The 17,433-nt window shown below is 43.1% G+C and carries 11 protein-coding genes; 9 read left to right on the forward strand and 2 right to left on the reverse strand.

What is annotated here, in order from left to right; genetic code table 11:
• Positions 1-91: 91 nt before the first annotated feature.
• A complete protein-coding gene (locus N1I86_RS00005) occupies positions 92-970 on the forward strand; it encodes an IS982-like element ISGsp1 family transposase (protein WP_004439648.1) in 879 nt (292 codons plus the stop codon).
• Between the two features lie 528 nt (positions 971-1,498).
• Positions 1,499-2,650, forward strand: coding sequence for an IS256 family transposase (locus tag N1I86_RS00010; protein ID WP_341094282.1), 1,152 nt, complete (start codon positions 1,499-1,501; stop codon positions 2,648-2,650).
• Between the two features lie 408 nt (positions 2,651-3,058).
• Here the strand turns inward: N1I86_RS00010 and N1I86_RS00015 are convergent.
• A protein-coding gene (locus tag N1I86_RS00015; RefSeq protein ID WP_076611651.1) for an IS630-like element ISBs2 family transposase occupies positions 3,059-4,104 on the reverse strand; the annotation gives its coding sequence in 2 pieces (ribosomal slippage) (positions 3,059-3,598 and positions 3,601-4,104; 1,044 coding nt in all).
• On the opposite strand from N1I86_RS00015, the gene N1I86_RS00020 reads away from it, so the two are divergent.
• Positions 4,103-4,540, forward strand: coding sequence for an RNA-guided endonuclease InsQ/TnpB family protein (locus N1I86_RS00020; RefSeq protein ID WP_341097188.1), 438 nt, complete (start codon positions 4,103-4,105; stop codon positions 4,538-4,540). The two genes, N1I86_RS00015 and N1I86_RS00020, sit on opposite strands and share 2 nt — an antisense overlap.
• A 420-nt stretch (positions 4,541-4,960) precedes the next feature.
• Here the strand turns inward: N1I86_RS00020 and N1I86_RS00025 are convergent, their stop codons facing one another.
• Positions 4,961-6,100 carry an IS110 family transposase gene (locus tag N1I86_RS00025; RefSeq protein ID WP_341097190.1) on the reverse strand — a complete coding sequence of 380 codons (1,140 nt, stop codon included), beginning with the start codon at positions 6,098-6,100 and terminating at the stop codon, positions 4,961-4,963.
• A 585-nt stretch (positions 6,101-6,685) separates the two neighbouring features.
• On the opposite strand from N1I86_RS00025, the gene N1I86_RS00030 reads away from it, so the two are divergent.
• The 6 genes from N1I86_RS00030 to N1I86_RS00055 all read left to right on the forward strand — a co-directional run bounded on the left by N1I86_RS00030 (position 6,686) and on the right by N1I86_RS00055 (position 17,308).
• Complete coding sequence (locus N1I86_RS00030; protein WP_341094289.1) at positions 6,686-7,558, forward strand: MoxR family ATPase; 873 nt, start codon at positions 6,686-6,688, stop codon at positions 7,556-7,558.
• 8 nt (positions 7,559-7,566) lie between these two features.
• Positions 7,567-9,477: a vWA domain-containing protein gene (locus N1I86_RS00035; protein WP_341094291.1), complete on the forward strand. Its 1,911-nt coding sequence runs from the start codon at positions 7,567-7,569 to the stop codon at positions 9,475-9,477.
• Between the two features lie 235 nt (positions 9,478-9,712).
• Positions 9,713-11,419, forward strand: a complete 1,707-nt coding sequence (locus N1I86_RS00040; RefSeq protein WP_003352447.1) for an ABC-ATPase domain-containing protein — start codon at positions 9,713-9,715, stop codon at positions 11,417-11,419.
• 187 nt (positions 11,420-11,606) lie between these two features.
• Positions 11,607-12,974 (forward strand): ISLre2 family transposase, encoded by a 1,368-nt coding sequence (locus tag N1I86_RS00045; RefSeq protein ID WP_003355652.1) that lies wholly within the window; start codon positions 11,607-11,609, stop codon positions 12,972-12,974.
• A gap of 118 nt (positions 12,975-13,092) precedes the next feature.
• A complete protein-coding gene (locus tag N1I86_RS00050) occupies positions 13,093-14,466 on the forward strand; it encodes an IS1380-like element ISGsp2 family transposase (RefSeq protein ID WP_339195758.1) in 1,374 nt (457 codons plus the stop codon).
• 532 nt (positions 14,467-14,998) lie between these two features.
• On the forward strand, positions 14,999-17,308 hold the full coding sequence (locus N1I86_RS00055) for an FtsK/SpoIIIE family DNA translocase (protein WP_341094293.1): 2,310 nt from the start codon (positions 14,999-15,001) through the stop codon (positions 17,306-17,308).
• Positions 17,309-17,433 lie beyond the last annotated feature (125 nt).

A 17,433-nucleotide genomic window follows, 5' to 3' on the forward strand; every position in this document is an offset into this window, starting at 1 on the left:
ATAAAACTCAGACAAGCATAAAAATAGCCCTTGCTGGCGGATCTCCAGTAGAATGAAAGTGTCACCCAACATTCGAAAGGAGAGATCCCCCATGCAAGAGCACTTTCATTTTACTACAGATCCAGCCAAACTTCAAAAACAATATGCCGCTATTTTCTGTTTTGTTTCTGCCCAACTGTCGTTGATTCAAATGTATCTTCATCGCCGCAACCGTCACTTGGTCAAGCAAGAAGACGAAGTGGTCATGGCGGTTCACCTTTTGGGGAAGCTGCTGGGCTTTTCTTCCGAACGAGCCTGGCATCGTTTTGTCACGGGAAATTTGTTCACAAACGGCTCGTTTCTTGAACGCTCCCGATACAACCGCCGCTGCCGGGCGCTTGGTTTCGCCATCAAATGGATCCGTCATGAGCTGGCGAAACGTGGCCAACACCATGCTTATGCGGTCGTCGACAGCTTGCCTCTTCCGTTGTGCCATCCCGCAAGAATGCAGCGCGTCAAGCGGTTTCGAGGGATCGCGGATATGGGGTATTGTGCTTCCAAAAAGCAATGGTACTACGGTTTCAAGCTGCATCTTCAAGTGACCAATCAAGGGCTGGCCATGGGCTATGTCGTGACGGAAGCGTCCTGCCACGACGTCAAAGCCGCTGAAACGGTGATGACTCAAATCCCTCATCCCTACAACTTTGGGGACAAAGGGTACATCAGCCACGCTCTTCGAGAAAAGCTGTACGAAGAACACCAAGCCGCGTTCTGGACACCGTCTCGACACAATCAAAAGCACGGCCCATCCAAGGCATGGGAAGAATGGATCAGGAAAAAACGCAAAGTCATCGAGACGGTGTTTTCGATTCTCGTAGACCAATACCGGATCACCGACATTCGAGCGAATTCCATGGCCGGGTTTGAAGTGGCACTCGATGGCATCTTGTTGGCTTATTCCTTGGTCACACTAGGGCTGGTTGAGCGCTGACACTCAACTAGCACCACGGGTATTAGTATTAAAAAGTGCATTTTCGCAATGAAAATTGATAAAAATCAAAAAATTTTAACTAATATAACATGTGAGATCCATAATTCACTCTTCTGTCTAAGGAAGCTACCTTTGGCGGGTCTAAGCTGCAAGAACCTATAAGAGATCCGCATCACTTTACTGTGGAGTAAAGACTTTTCCAAACCCTCATAATGAATGTCCCTTAACAAGGAGCCTTTGGGATTCAGGAATAAGATGGGATTATCTTCTTTAGAAGATTTGTGAGATTTTTCAAATGGATCATCCTAGGCCGAGAAGAAAAATAGCTGAAAAAACATTCCGTTCAAAATACTATACGAAAAGACATATATTTAAGCAAATGAATATAAAAACTATTCAAATAATAAAATAGAATGATATTTTTAGATGATGTATAAAATTTTGTGTCAAGCATTTAGTTAGACCAAAAGAAAAAGGTAGGGTATTCTCTGATTTGGCAAAAATCTTAGAGAAAGGAGTACCCTACCTATGTCTAAAAGTATATCGAATATAGATTGGATGAATCAACTGGAAAACGTTATTCGTGAGTTTGTAAAGGAAAAATTAGAGCTGATCATGAAGGAAGAAATCCAGACTTTCCTCGAAATGGAACAAGAGGGAACGTCGAATAGAAGAAACGGCTATTACCATCGAAACCTAGACACGCAGTATGGTCGTATCGAAGGACTTTCTGTTCCAAGAGACCGAAACGGGGAATTTCAAACGCAGCTGTTTGCCCCTTACCAACGCCATACGGGCTGGCTCGAGGAAGCCATCATCAAGATGTATCAAAGTGGTATGAGTACGCGTGAAATTGGCAAGTTTATTGAACGAATTTTAGGCAAGGCCTATTCTCCTTCAACGATCAGTCGTATGACCGATATCGTGAAAGAAGACATTGAGAAATGGCACAAACGTTATTCTGTCTTATATTTAGACGGCTTGTATGTAAAACTTCGTCGCGATACCGTGGAGAAAGAAGTGGTTTATGTGGTGTTAGGGGTGAACGAAGAAGGATATCGCGAAATTCTTGATTTCTTTGTGGGAGGACAAGAAAGCGCCTATGTATGGCAGGAAATTCTTCAACACCTCTACCAAAGAGGCGTCAAGGAAGTGCTTCTTGGCGTCTTCGATGGCCTTCCGGGGCTGGAGGAAGCCTTTAAGGCGGTGTATCCGAAAGCCGATGTGCAGCGCTGTGTCGTGCACAAAGTCCGCAACACCCTAAATCGTGTTCGGAAAAAAGACCAATTCGAAGTGGCCGAGGATCTCAAGCTGATTTATCGTGCGCCGAATAAGGAGATGGCGTTACAAATGTTTCAACAGTTTGAGTCGAAATGGTCCAGCAAATATCCAAGAGAAGTTCAATCTTGGGCCAATGAGTTGGATGTCCTCCTTACATTTATGGATTATCCAAGCAGTATTCGAAGTGTGATTTACACGACCAATGCCATTGAACGAACGATCAAAGAGATTCGGAAACGTCTAAAGCCGATGAACAGTTTGAGTAGTTTAGAAGCCGCTGAAAAAGTCGTGTATTTGACCATCCAAGATTTTAATGAGAAATGGGCAGGACGAAAATTACGAGGATTTGCTGAAGCCTATGAAACCCTTCAACAAATGTTTGAAAAACGTTATAACTAACCAAATATTGTAAACGAACAAAATAAAGGGATTCTCCCTTTCCACACAGGAGACTGAATATTCAGTCTCCTGTGTGGAGGAAATCGAACCCCTATCCATTCCAAATCCATTTCAGAGATACCCTATCTATCTTACATAACACAAAATTCTTGACGGTACCTATTTTTACTATTATATTGACAATTTGTTGGTATAATATACTAGAACACCTATCATCATAAAAATTGCTACAAGGATGTTTACCAGTATTCTTTTCATTACTTTTAACTTTCATCTTTTTGTGGAAACATCCATTGTCTCTTTAGAAGCAAATGAAAAGAGCTTATGCGTCAATCACCACTTCATTTTCATAGATCTATTCATAGGGATGACGTTATTTCACATGGATATATAAGTTGAATTAAAGATTTACAACTGAACACACAAACGATCGATCGTTTGTTCTGGTTTCTGGTTGATTCGCTGAATAAAGGCTTGGACATTCTTTCTAATTTCTTGCACACTCGAATAGAACACGTTGTAAATCACGTCTGATTTCAGCCATTTCCATAGCCCTTCAATCAAGTTCAATTGCGGACTGTATGGTGGCAAAAAGACGAGCTCTAACCGATCTTCGTGTTCTTTTAAAAATGGCTGAATGAGTTTGGCATGGTGAATTCGAGCGTTATCTAAAATCATCACTATTTTGCCTGTGGGATAGCGTTCTAACACAAGTTGAAGAAATCGAAGAAATGTTTCCGCGTCATAGCATTCTTCTTCGATGCAAAACACTTCCCCTGTTTCGTAGTTCAACGTGCCAATCAGCTTCAGCCCTTGATGTTTTCCAAACGTCGGAATGATTCGTTGTTTTCCTTTGACAAACCATGTTTTTTGAATCGCTTGGTAATCACGAATCATCGACTCATCTTGAAAGAGGACATGGGCGATGTTCCCATCTACCAGTTTTTTTTTACTTCAGGGAAGGTGATTTCGACGAATTCTTTTTGTTTCTCTTCATCGGCATTGGCTAGTGTATAGGTCGGTTTCGTATAGCTTAGCCCTAACCGATGCAGAATGTCACTTGTTCCGCGAAGCGTGTATGTTGGCCCCCACTTTTGTTGAATGAGTTCAGCGATTATCGCAAGCGTCCAATTATATTTTGCTTCGAATCCCACATCTACGGGGAGCTGATGTTCAATGATCAAAGCCAGCTCTTTTTCCTGCTCAGGGGTCAATCGACGTGGGGCGCCAGGTGAGTATTTCATCTCCAGTCCATCAAGACCGCGCTGGGCGTAGGCATGAATATAGTTATAAATAGTTTTCTTGGATCGACCAATAATCGTTGCGATTTCTCCTTTGGTATATCCCTGCAAATGAAGATAAATCGCTTGGTAGCGTTCATATGCTCGTTTACTTTTTGCTTCTTTCATGGCAGTGGACAACTTTTCGATCTCGTCTTTGTGATTTGGCATCATATTTTCTCTCCGTTCCCCTATTTTCTCTTTGTATTTATTCGCCGTGGAACGGGAGAAAACCTTTATTTTAATTTATATACATAAGGAATCGTACAAATTAGCGAAACTATATGATTGCGTGGTTATCGAAGACCTCAACATGAAGAGAATGTCCCAAGCACTCAATTTCGGCAAAAGCGTTGCTGATCATGCATGGGGCATGTTCACGAAATTTCTCCAATACAAGTTAGAGGAGCAAGGGAAAAAGCTTATCAAAATAGATAAGTGGTTTCCATCATCCAAAACTTGTTCATGTTGCAATCGAGCAAAGGAGTCTCTATCTCTTTCTGAGCGCATATTCCATTGTGATTGTGGTTTTGTAGCAGATAGAGATTGGAATGCTTCTATCAATATCAAGCGTGAAGGATTGCGACTGTTGGCATTAACATCATCATAAATAGAGCATGGAACAGGCTCGATAGCTAAGTAAATTTCGTACCGTTAGGTGCGATTACCTTAGAAGCCCTCACCTCTAAGCGAAGCGTAGGTGGCGGGTAGTTCACTATCTTCATCCAGCTCATGGCGCCTCATTAAAGGATGATGATCAAAGTCAAAGAGAAGACGCTCCAAAGAGTTTACATAGGATCGGTTCTTTCCTGTTTTGATTCAGGCGATGAGTGGATAAGAAAAATAATAAAAGCCAGTACCAACGTGAAAGAAGTGGGCTGGCTTTTTTCTGTGAAAATAATTTCCTAGGTTTCCTCGTATATTACGGGCGGAAGCAGGCAAACCTAAACAAAGACCGAAAAAAGTCAATAAGAAAGCAGAGCTACCTGTGGTAGGTAACTTTGTATAGATCTTTTTGACTTTGGTTATACTAGTTAATTTGCTTTTCTTTAAAAGCCTCCTTGTTGATAAGCATGGAGTAAATGATCCGAAGCATTCGATGCGATGTGGCAACGAGTGCTTTTTTCTTTCCTCTTCGTGCTGCCAATGACCAATATTTTGCTGCTAACCATCTGTTTCGGCATCTTGACACTGCCCAAGCCGCCTCGCACATGGCGGATTTGATAGGTGGATTCCCTTTTACCGTCCTTGTACTATACCGTTTTCCTGCACTTTCTTTGTTCCCTGGACACACTCCCGCCCATGATGCTAAATGTTGTGATGTTGGAAACTGACTCATATCTACACCCATTTCGGCGATAATGACGGCTGCTGTGTCTTTCTTAATGCCGGGTATCGTTAGAAGTAATTGAAGTTCTTCCTGATATTTCTGTAATAAAACATCAATTCTTTGTTCAATTTCGGTGATGAGGGATTCCAAATATTCAATGTGCTGCCAGGACTGACGAATCAGAAAAAGCTGATGCTCGTTTATTGTTCCAAATAAGGAATCCGCAATCCTCTGCTTTTTCGAAGCCATTTTCCCATGAATTCTTTCTTCAACATCCTTTACATCTACATATCCTTTTTCGATGAGGCGATTGAGCAGCTTTCTTCCTGAAACCCCAAACACATCTGAAATGACCGTACTTAATTTAACATTTGAGGCTTCCAATACTTTCTGAATCCTGTTCTTCTCAGAAGTTACGTGGCCAATCCATTTCTTTCTCAGCCTTGTTAAATCACGCAGCTCCCGAATATCTACCGGAGGGACAAAACTCTTTTCAATTAATCCATGGCGCAATAATTTTGCAATCCATTCAGCGTCAGAAACATCCGTCTTCCTTCCAGGTACGTTTTTAATCCTCTGGGCGTTCGCCAGGGTTATATCGAAGAAGTCCTCTAAGATATTGAACACGGGTTTCCAGTAGACTCCCGTACTTTCCATCGCAATGTGGGTCACATCATGGTCTTCGAGCCATTGTAACAACCGGAATAAATCTTTGGTCAAAGTCGGAAAGGTTTCTGTTTCCTTAATTAGTTCATCATCCTTTGAACCAATCAGAACACAAGCCACTATGGTTTCTGAATGAACATCCAATCCTGCACATCTTTCAATAAATACTTCCATCCAATCACTCCATAAAGATAGGATCACAAACAGTGAGTGAATTTGAAAATAAGCATTTTTCTGTACGTAGTCATCCTTCCATTTGGAAAGAGCTAACAAAGGGTTGAACACCAAATTCACTCAAACAGTTTTGTGTTCAGGGTCGAACCACCAAAAAAAGCCACGTATTATGAACTGTTTGTGTCTTTACCAATATGGACGGGAAGGAACTATTTTCATGCACGGGTTGGGAGAGAGACGATCATGAATGTTTTGTTGTGGTCAAATTTAATGGTCTTATGATTTTAAAGAATCTCCTGTATCATCTTTTAAATAGAATGCACGTTTGCCGACCGATCTCTTACCGTTTTAAAGCGGGCCTTACAAATAGTCTTGTTTCTTTTGGCAAGGTATAATAAAGTGTAAATTGGTTTATTCACGTCTTTTTCTTTTCAGCGTCTAGATTGAATGGAAAATATTTCAATTTAGAATGTATCAACGCTTTTTTGATAGGTGATGAAAGCAAGATATCCATCACTTAAATCTGTTATTGGTCATTTAATGAATGAAACTGTGCAAAATGCTTCATAGAAAGGATCGAGATAAATGAGTTCTATAGAATATTTGCCGCAGCCGGTTCAAGAAGAAATTCACAAACGGTCACAGCGGTTTAAAAATAAGGAACAGCAGACAAAAATACGATACAATGCCGAAGATCCGGCTATTTTTGTTGACGCAGCCATCGCATTGGCAATGGGGAAAAATATATTATTGAAAGGACCGACTGGTTCAGGGAAGACAAGACTGGCAGAGACGTTGGCGTCATTATTTTCGCAGCCGATGCACAGCATCAATTGTTCGGTGGATCTCGATGCAGAAGCAATGCTTGGATTTAAGACGATTCAGGAAAAAAACGGAAAACAAGTCATTGAATTTATTCCAGGCCCCGTTATCCAAGCGATGACAAAAGGGCATTTATTATATATAGATGAAATTAATATGGCCAAACCGGAAACACTTCCGATATTAAACGGAGTTCTTGACTACAGACGAACCATTACAAACCCTTTTACCGGCGAAGTCGTCAAAGCGGATCATGATTTTGGCGTCATCGCTGCCATTAATGAAGGATATATCGGAACGACGCCATTAAATGAAGCTCTCAAAAACCGATTTGTCATGATTGAAGTACCTTATATTAGCGGAGAAACGTTAAAAAAGGTGTTGCTTGATCAAAGCCTCCTGAAAGAGGAACGAAAGATTGATCAATTTGTGACCCTTTCTTCCGATTTAATCGAGCAAGCCAAAAACGGAATTATTTCAGAAGAGGCGGCTTCCATTCGAGCATTGATTGATGCCTGTGATTTAGCCGTTTTTCTGCCGCCGATTCGCGCCATTAAGCGAGCGATTATAGATAAATTGGAAGATGAGAGAGAAAAAGCAGCGGTTCAAAACATCGCTGAGACGATATTCGGGTAGGGATGGATATGGAGCGGTTTATCCAATTTAACGATGAAAAAATCGATTCATTTTTATATATGCAGCTGACCGACTTGGCGAAGACGTTATCGAAAAATAAAGAAATGGAAGTGGAATTCGGTCCGTTTTCCTACCTTGATAGAGGCCAACAAAAAGTTTTTGTAAGCTATTTTTGGGATCATCGGCCGGCGTTTGATAAAGTCAATGGACTGAAGAGCGATGTGTATTTAAGAGCCATTGGCGGCTTGCATTGTACGGACTATGAACAAGTCCGACAGTATGTAAGAGAGGTAAAAAAGACATCCATTTCTTCTTTTGCCAAACAACTGTTTGTGCTTGCTGAAGATTTGCGTCTTGAAGATATTTGCACGCGTCTCCGACCGGGTACAAAACGTTCTTTTGCCATCCGTCGAAAATTATATAAACAGCATTTTCGAACACAGATGAATGCCAATTTAGTCAAGAGTGTCCTGACAGATGCTTTGTTTTGCAAAATTTATCTTATGCTGAATGCAGAGTCGCCTTTGGAAGCTGCCGAGAGTCTTGGTGAAAAGCTGGATTCGGTATTTCCGTTTATTGAACAAACGTTATTGCCTATTTTGGATGCGAATTCTACAAGCGACGTTAGCCGCCGTTGTTTGCAAGTGGTAGAAGTTCTTGATGAACTGTTGGAAAAAGACATGCTGAATGAGTATTTTCACCTGCCGGAAACTGTTTTCCAATTAGAAGATGAGTTATCCTGGAAGGACTTAAAAAGAATGGATCCGTTGGAATGTCATAACCGGACTGAGAAAAAGAATGATGATGAAGACTTGATGGAGGAACAGTTTCAAACTTGGCATCGGGAAACAAAAGACAAAGGAAAATCGTTTCTTCAGTTTGATTTAGACCAAGGTTCAAAGAGCGATCTGCTGGGAGATGGTGTTCGCGAAGGAGATGTGGAGGACCAAGCTCTCGGCATCGTCCAAGGATCATCGCAAAAATCCTCTCGCCATGATTTTTCCTCGCTTGAGGCCGAACAAATGCGGGATACGAAAAAACAAACAGGTAAAGCCGAATATGGAAAGGAAAATCGTTTTGCCTATCCAGTGTTTAAAAGAGCAGCCATTCCGCGTCAGGAAGAGATTCTCCATTATCAACAACTGAAATCTTCCATCGCTCCTCTTAAGAAAAAGCTAAAAAAATTGATTACAGAAATATTGGAGCGTAAAAATAGTCATCCTCGGAACCATTTGCATTTTGGACGATTGGACAAAAATCTTCTTCGCTATTTTTTGGAGGAACAGCCAAGACTCTTTTATAAAAAGCACCAGCCCTCATGGGAGATTGATGCTGCTTTTGCCCTTCTGGTCGATTGTTCTGCTTCCATGGAAGATAAAATGAACGAGACAAAGGTGGGAATTACACTGTTTCATGAGGCGCTAAAATCCGTGAAAGTACCTCATGAGATCGCCGGTTTTTGGGAAGATGCGAATGAAGCCATTCCCGAGCGTCAGCCCAATTATTTGCAAACGGTGATCGATTATTCCTCCTCTTTAAATCCAGCAAGCGGACCCGAAATTTTGCAATTGAATGCTGAAGAAGACAATCGGGACGGTTTTGCCATTCGCATCATGACAGAACGAATCCTTCGTCGTTCTGAAAAACAAAAATTTCTGCTTGTTTTTTCGGATGGAGAGCCGGCTGCCTTGAATTACGCTCAAAATGGAATCATCGATACCCATGAAGCCGTTGTGGAAGCCCGAAAACAAGGGATCGAGGTGATCAACGTGTTTCTCTCCAAAGGCGGGATTGAGGAAGGGCAAAAAAAGACGATTGAAAACATTTATGGGAAATATACCGTTCTTGTCTCTAATGTGGAAGAATTGCCGGATGTCTTGTTTCCGTTGTTGCGAAAACTGCTTATTCAAAGCATTTAATTTCAACGCACACATGTGCGCCAGATCTTTCTAGTTATTTTTAGAATTACGGTTGACATGAAAGTTTCTTCTTTAAATCGATTGAAATGCCTATTAAGATGGAGGCGAAATACTTGCTATTGGCAAAAAGAATTCCTTCTTGAATCATCAATCAATCGGTATAAAAAGCGGATTTGGCGCGCAGCTGATATCTTGTTCATGTCCGATTTTGGCTAGAGAAGAGGGAGATAATCAGATGGAACATATGAAACAAATATTGCGACAAATAGATGGAAAAGGCTATTCTTCCTACCAGCGATTACGCGGAGAGTACCGTTTTCCGGATTATACGCTCATCGTCGACCATGTCCAAAAAGACCCGTTTGCGACTCCGACGAAACTCCGGTTAATCGTTCCACTTCAAAAGTTGAATTTAAAAAAGGATCATTACGGTCAGAAGAGACGAAAGATCTATTGTGAAGATTTATTGGCGCGGAGAATAGCCCATTCATTAAAGAAAAGACGACAGACAGGAATGGGATCTGGAAAAAGCGGACAAATTCGTATTGACGTTCCGGGACAAGAAATTTTAGAAAGAACCGCTGTTCAGATTCATCAAACGCTTTCTATTTGCTTAACAGTGGGGCTGCCGGCGCGTGGCAGAACGATTTTAGGAAGAGAAGCGGAAACCATTTTCTTTCAAGATCTTCCGGAAATCGTGAAAGAAGCAGTCTATTCCGCTTCAAAAGCTGATTTTGACCAAGTGGTTCGATTATGTGACCAGCAATTTGCCATCCGCAAATGGATGAAAGAACATGATTATATTGCTTTTATTGCCAACGGATCGATTTTGCCGCGCGAGAGCGGGATAAGCGATTTGCCGGTGTCGAAAGAAAAGGCCATACCCTTTAAGAGTCCGAAAGAACTGGAAGTGAGCATTTCGCTTCCTCATCGTACGGAACCCATTGTGGGGATGGGAATTAAGAAAGGGGTGACATTGGTCGTCGGCGGCGGTTTCCATGGCAAAAGCACGCTGCTTCAAGCAATTGAAAAAGGAGTTTATAACCATATTGAAGGGGATGGCAGAGAATTTGTCTTAACGGATGAAACCGCCGTGAAAATTCGGTCGGAAGATGGAAGAAGCGTGGCGTCGGTCAATATCGAACCTTTTATTCAAGATCTTCCTTTTGAAAAAGATACATTGCATTTTAGCACCGAAAATGCGAGTGGAAGTACGTCGCAAGCCGCCAATATTATGGAATCATTAGAAGCCGGTGCCAAAGTTCTTTTAATGGACGAGGATACTTCTGCGACTAATTTCATGATCCGTGATGCCAGAATGCAGGCCCTTATTTCGAAAGAACACGAACCGATCACGCCATTTGTAGATAAGGTACGTTCATTATTTACACAACATGGAGTGTCCACCATTCTCGTATTAGGTGGTTCAGGAGACTACTTGGATGTGGCCGATATTGTCATAAAAATGGATCACTACTTGCCGTTTGATGTAACCAAGCAAGCAAAAGAAATCGCCAAACGTTTTTCTACTCAGCGTATTCGAGAAGGTGGAGAAACATTTGGAGAATTTCAAAGCCGCATCCCGTTGCCTCAATCGCTAAACTGCAGGAAAGGAAAAAAAGAGAAGGCAGCGGCAAAAGGAAAATACGAAATTCTGTACGGTCATGAATCCGTCTCTCTTCAAGCGGTGGAACAAATTGTCCATCCTAGCCAGACAGCTATGATCGCAGAAATTCTCCATTGGATAGAAAAAAAGGGATTTTTGAAAAAAAGAATGACTGTTTCTGAACTCCTGTTGATCGTGGAAAGAAAAATGAATGAGGAAGGGCTTGCTTCTTTTTCAAGCTTCCCGAAAAACCCCGGTGAACTAGCACGGCCGAGAGCATTGGAAATTGCTGCTGCTCTCAATCGGATGCGATCATTAAAAATTCATTGTGTGTGAGTAAAATGTTTGTGGGAGAAATTCTTAGAATTCCCCGATGAGGGGTTGGGAACATAGGTTCGCAATCCCCCTCATCGGGGCCACCAAGCAAAGCGCGGTAGGATCCCAAGCAGGAAACATGAAAAAAGGACTCTCTCCCTGGTAAGATGATCATTGTTCACACCATCAAACAGGAGGAGAGAGTCCCATGAATATTCAACAACATCTTACCACAAATTCGTTGACATGGAAAGAGATCGAACTTGATTTGTTTCGAGCCTTGCAAAACGCCTTCACCGAGCTGTTTACGGCTCTGTTGGAGGACATCGACCGACAATTGGCGGAAACCCGGGACAAGCGCCGGTACCACTTGAAAGACAAACGACGCACCACGATTCAAACCTTGTTTGGCGAAGTTACCTTTGAGCGAAACTACTATTTAGACCGAGAACAAAACCGTTACACGTTTTTGCTTGATTCCTTTTTAGCGTTTGATGGATCGCAGTCAATCAGCCCTTGTCTAGAAGAAACGGCGATGGGATTGGCTGTGGAGTGCTCTTCCTATCGCAAAGCGGCTCATACGCTTGCCCAGATGGTCGGGTATCCGGTGATGAGCCATGAGACGATCCGCCAGTTGGTGCTCGAGGCTGAAGTTCCGCTGCACTGCCCGGTTGACCAGCGATATGGACGGGTGCTGTTTGTGGAGGCCGATGGACTGTTTGTCTCTCTCCAAGGGAAGGGAAAACGGGCCAAGGAAGACAAAATCCTGACCGTTCACGAAGGATGGAAGCGCAACGGCTCACGGATCGAATTCGTGAATCAGCGCCATTACGTCCATGAAGGCAAGGGGGAGGTGTGGGAAGGCTTCGAGGAATTTTTGATGAACGAATATGCCTATGATCCGTGTCGGGATCTTCTTGTCATCAACGGGGACGGCGCTCCATGGATTACCGCGTGCCGGGAGTATTTCAAAGGACGGGTCTGCTTCCAATTGGATCGATTCCACGTGGCGCGTGAGTTGCGCCAATGCCTCTCGGGCCATCCACGGTGGCAGGCGATTCGGCAAAAGCTGGCGAAGCAGGATGAAGAGAAGCTGCTTGTGGAACTGAACAGCGCCCTCGGCACGCTGGGGGACGAAGCGAAAGAACAACAGCTGGCTGCCTTGATCCACCGGATCGAATCGATGCCGGGATGCATCCGTGATTACCGGGAATGGCTGAAGGAGCAAGGAGTGGACACAACGGGCATGTATCCGATGGGGAGGGCTGAAAGCGTGATGAGCCAGCTGGCGTATCGGGTGAAATACCGCCGCAGTTGGACAGACAAGGGACTCAGGGCGTTTTTCAAGGCAATGATTGCCCGGATGGATGGGATTCGTCTTTTCGGACATCGTTTAGGAGAAGAATCGTCGCATCCGGCGGAGGAAACGGCATCTACCAAACAGACGATCGTGAACAAGGCGAAACAACGCATCCGCCGTCTTCTTCCAGAGGTAACGCGGAATAACGTGCCATATTTACAGCAATCGTCCGGGACTCCGATCTATCATGCCCTGTCTGAATTCAAGGGATGGTAAAAAAAGGTATACATATTCGTCTCCTGAATCCGTGACAAAACATCTTTACAATGGTCGCAAACCGTTGATACGATAAGGAAAAACGACGTTGACGATTCTTCATCAAGTAGGTGATGTGATGAAAGATTTCCCGATTCGGTTTGTATTGACAGATGAAGCGATTACCCCAAGTGCTGGGCTTGCTCTCGTTGGCTACTTACTCCATCGAACGAAACTGGATAAACGGGTAAACGCACTTCGGCTTCCAACGGTTCGTCGAGAAGTGCACATTTCCCATAGCGATGTCATTCGCTCGATGATTGGCTTGCTTGCCACAGGAAAAACGGATTTCGATCATATCGAAGCGTATCGTCAGGACGATATCTTTTCGGCATCGATGGGGATTCAGCACGTGCCTTCCTCTCCAACCTTGCGACAACGACTCGATCAGCTCGCTTGTCTTCCGATGACCGAAACGATTCTTTGGGAGGAGTCCATACGTCTGTTGATTCAACGACATGCCACTTTGTCCCCTTGTTGGACCAAAGGAAAGACGACATGGCTTCCCCTTGATATAGATGGTTCCCCATTTGACAACTCCGATACGAAAAAAGAAGGAGTCAGTCGAACGTATAAAGGATTTGACGGTTTTACACCGTTGTTTGCGTATGCAGGGAAGGAAGGGTATCTCGTTCATGCCGAGTTGCGTCCAGGGAAACAACATGTGCAAGACAACATGCCCTCGTTTTTAGTCACCGCTATCCGTCGAGCTCGTCAACTGACTTCATCTCGTCTGCTTGTTCGCATGGATGCAGGAAACGATGCAGAAGCGAATGTGCACGTATGCCTAAAGGAAGACGTGGACTTTGTCATCAAGCGAAACTTACGCCGAGAATCGAAAGCGCTTTGGTTCCAGATCGCTTCGCAAAAGGGCAAACGTGTCGATGATGGACAAAGCGAAGGAGTACAAACCTATGAGCTATGCCTTCCACAGAAGGCAGCGATCGATGGAAACACGTATACGTACGTTCAAGTCACCCAAGTGACGGAACGGACGATGGAACGCAATGGACAGCTGATGCTCGTTCCTGATTATGAAGTGGAAAGCTATTGGGTGCGGCTCAAAGGATACGAGCATGTTCGAATGAGCGATGTGCTCGCGTTGTATCATGACCATGCGACATGCGAACAGTTTCATAGCGAACTGAAGAGCGACTTAGATTTAGAGCGGCTTCCATCTGGGAAGATGAAAACGAATGCGCTCGTGTTGGTCATGGGAGCCTTCGTTTACAATCTTCTTCGTCTGATTGGACAAGATCTATTAAGCGATCCGAGACATCCGTTGCACCACAAAGTGAAACGCCGCCGCATCAAGACGATTATTCAGACGGTGATCACGATGGCAGGGCGACTCGTCCGTCGATCACGACAGATCTGGATGAAACTGACGCGAAGGAGTGGCTATAGCGAGCCCCTACTGAACGTCTATCAGAAATGGAGAGAGGTAAGATAACGAACGAATGTTCGGGCACTGATGTCCAACGTCACTCCCTGTGCTTTTTTGTCTATTTTTTTGGTTCGTATACCTAAAAAAGAGATTTGTTCCATTTTCGGAAATAGGAGATGACATAGGTCATAAGCATAAAAAGGGTTTTATGGATTATCAATCCATCAAAATTACAACAAAATCAAAGTCGATTTCAATTCATCACGGATTCAGGTCGTCTGTCATGGCAAGGGATGAGAGTCCGAAAGCGCTTACGGATGAAATTCAAAAAAATGGTTCGCTAACCTATGACTTACATCTATTTTCAGCGAACCAAAAAAATTCCCACAAAGTCTTGACTGACTCTCACCCAAAACAATATTAGGTAAATGCGAACAAATATGCTATAATGATAGGTGAAAATTAGCAGCCGAACTGAAGGCTGCTTTCTTTGTTCGTTTTTTACAAATAATCCATAATGATCTCGATCATCCGAAAGAATGGTTTATTGGGATTTTTTGGAAAATGACATACTCTGTTTAATCTAGGTGATGGTATCATGCCAAAAAAGAAAAGAAGAGCAAGACGAAAGTCGTCTCAAAAAGTTCAAGAGACATTGAAATATGAAATTGCGGGCCTTTTGCTGATTGCATTCAGTATTATTGGACTTATTCCATTGGGCGTTGGAAACTATTTTGTGTATGTTTTTCAATTTTTGCTGGGGAGATGGTATAAACTAGGATTCCTCATGGTCATTGTGTATGCTGGATTTTTAATGATCAAACGGACAAGACCCACTTATTTCAACCGGAGGCTCCTCGGATTTTATATTATCATAGCTAGCTTGCTGCTGTTTGATCATATCGCTTCCTTTGAAAGCAGAGGGTCTGTCAATCCTAGTATTATTTCTAATACTTGGGATATTTATTTGAAAGAAAAAGGTCAAGAGTTTCCAGCAGATCTTGGCAGCGGGATGATTGGAGCGGTGCTTTTAGCTGTTTCGTATTTTTTATTCGAAGCGTTAGGAACGAAAATCTTGTCATTGGTTCTTCTTATCATCGGTTTTATGCTTTTGACCAACATTTCGATTGGCGACATTTGCGGAAAATTGCTTTTCTCTATTTTGAGATTTTTAAAAGAACAATGGCAGGCCTTTTTGCAAGACATAAGAGACTGGCAGTCGGGACGTAGAGAAAGACGGAACCAATCAAATCAAGAGAAAAAAGCGAAGCCTACTGAAGATGAAAATGAAGGCAGCGTCGTGATTTTAGACCATAACCAAAACGAACCGACTCATCCAGTCATTACGGATTTTTCGGATAAAGTGGCGAACGAAGAAAACGATGATCCAACTCATTCGATCGTCAACGGAGGACCGGAAACAGAAGGAGAATCGGATGTTTATTCTGGTCCTCCAATGAACTTTAGTGAAGTAGAAAACGAAGATTATCAGCTGCCTCCTATATCTCTGTTAAAGAGACCTAAAAAGACCGACCAAAGCAACGAATATCGTTTAATTCACGAAAATGCGGCTAAATTAGAAAGGACGTTTCAAAGTTTCGGCGTCAAAGCAAAAGTCACTCAAGTACACTTAGGACCAGCTGTGACAAAATATGAAGTTCATCCAGATATTGGAGTCAAGGTCAGCAAAATTGTCAGCTTAAGCGACGATCTTGCATTGGCATTGGCGGCGAAGGATATTCGAATGGAAGCTCCAATCCCCGGAAAGTCGGCGATCGGAATCGAAGTCCCGAATTCAGAAGTAGCGATGGTTAGCTTGCGGGAAGTGCTCGAAAGCAAAAATAACGATCGTCCCGATTCCAAATTATTAATCGGACTTGGACGCGATATTACCGGTGAAGCAGTGCTTGCGGAACTTAATAAAATGCCCCATCTGCTGGTTGCGGGGGCAACCGGAAGCGGTAAAAGCGTGTGCATTAATGGGATTATTACAAGTATTCTCATGCGTGCTAAGCCGCATGAAGTCAAACTAATGATGATTGATCCGAAAATGGTAGAGTTAAATGTTTATAATGGAATTCCTCACTTGTTGGCTCCTGTGGTGACCAACGCGAAAAAAGCTTCTCAAGCTCTAAAAAAAGTGGTGGGTGAAATGGAACGCCGCTATGAACTGTTTTCACACAGCGGTACGAGAAATATCGAAGGCTACAATGAACACGTAAGGCGGCATAATAGCGAAACGGGGGATAAACAACCGCTTCTTCCTTATATTGTAGTGATTGTAGACGAGCTGGCAGATTTAATGATGGTGGCTTCAAGCGATGTGGAAGACTCGATCACCCGACTTGCCCAAATGGCACGCGCGGCTGGAATTCACTTAATTATCGCTACTCAAAGACCATCTGTAGATGTCATTACCGGGGTGATTAAAGCTAATATTCCTTCACGAATTGCTTTTGCTGTTTCCTCTCAAACGGATTCGCGAACCATTTTGGACATGGGTGGCGCTGAAAAATTGCTTGGACGAGGAGATATGCTTTTTCTTCCTGTTGGTGCTTCTAAGCCAATACGGGTTCAAGGAGCTTTTCTTTCAGATGAAGAAGTCGAAGAAGTGGTGAATTTTGTCATATCGCAACAAAAAGCGCAGTATCAAGAAGATATGATTCCAGATGATTTGCCGGAAACATCGAAAGAAGTAGAGGATGAATTGTACGATGAAGCTGTTCAATTAGTTGCGGAAATGCAAACTGCTTCCGTTTCTATGCTGCAGCGGAGATTTCGAATTGGATATACGAGGGCAGCAAGATTAATTGATGAAATGGAAGCAAGAGGAGTTGTCGGTCCTTATGAAGGCAGCAAGCCACGGGCTGTGCTGATACCAAAACCATCTGAACAACAAACCTCTTAAAAAGGCTGCAAACGCAGCCTTTTTTCATTTTTAAGGAACTTTTGTATTGGGCAAATGAAGTCATTGATGAAATTAATTAGACTGCTCGATCGCTTTTGCTCCTGTGTTTTATGGCGATCAGCACG

Source organism: Bacillus sp. FSL W8-0116 (assembly GCF_038003825.1).
In the GTDB taxonomy this organism is placed as follows: Bacteria; Bacillota; Bacilli; order Bacillales; family DSM-4216; genus Bacillus_O; species Bacillus_O smithii.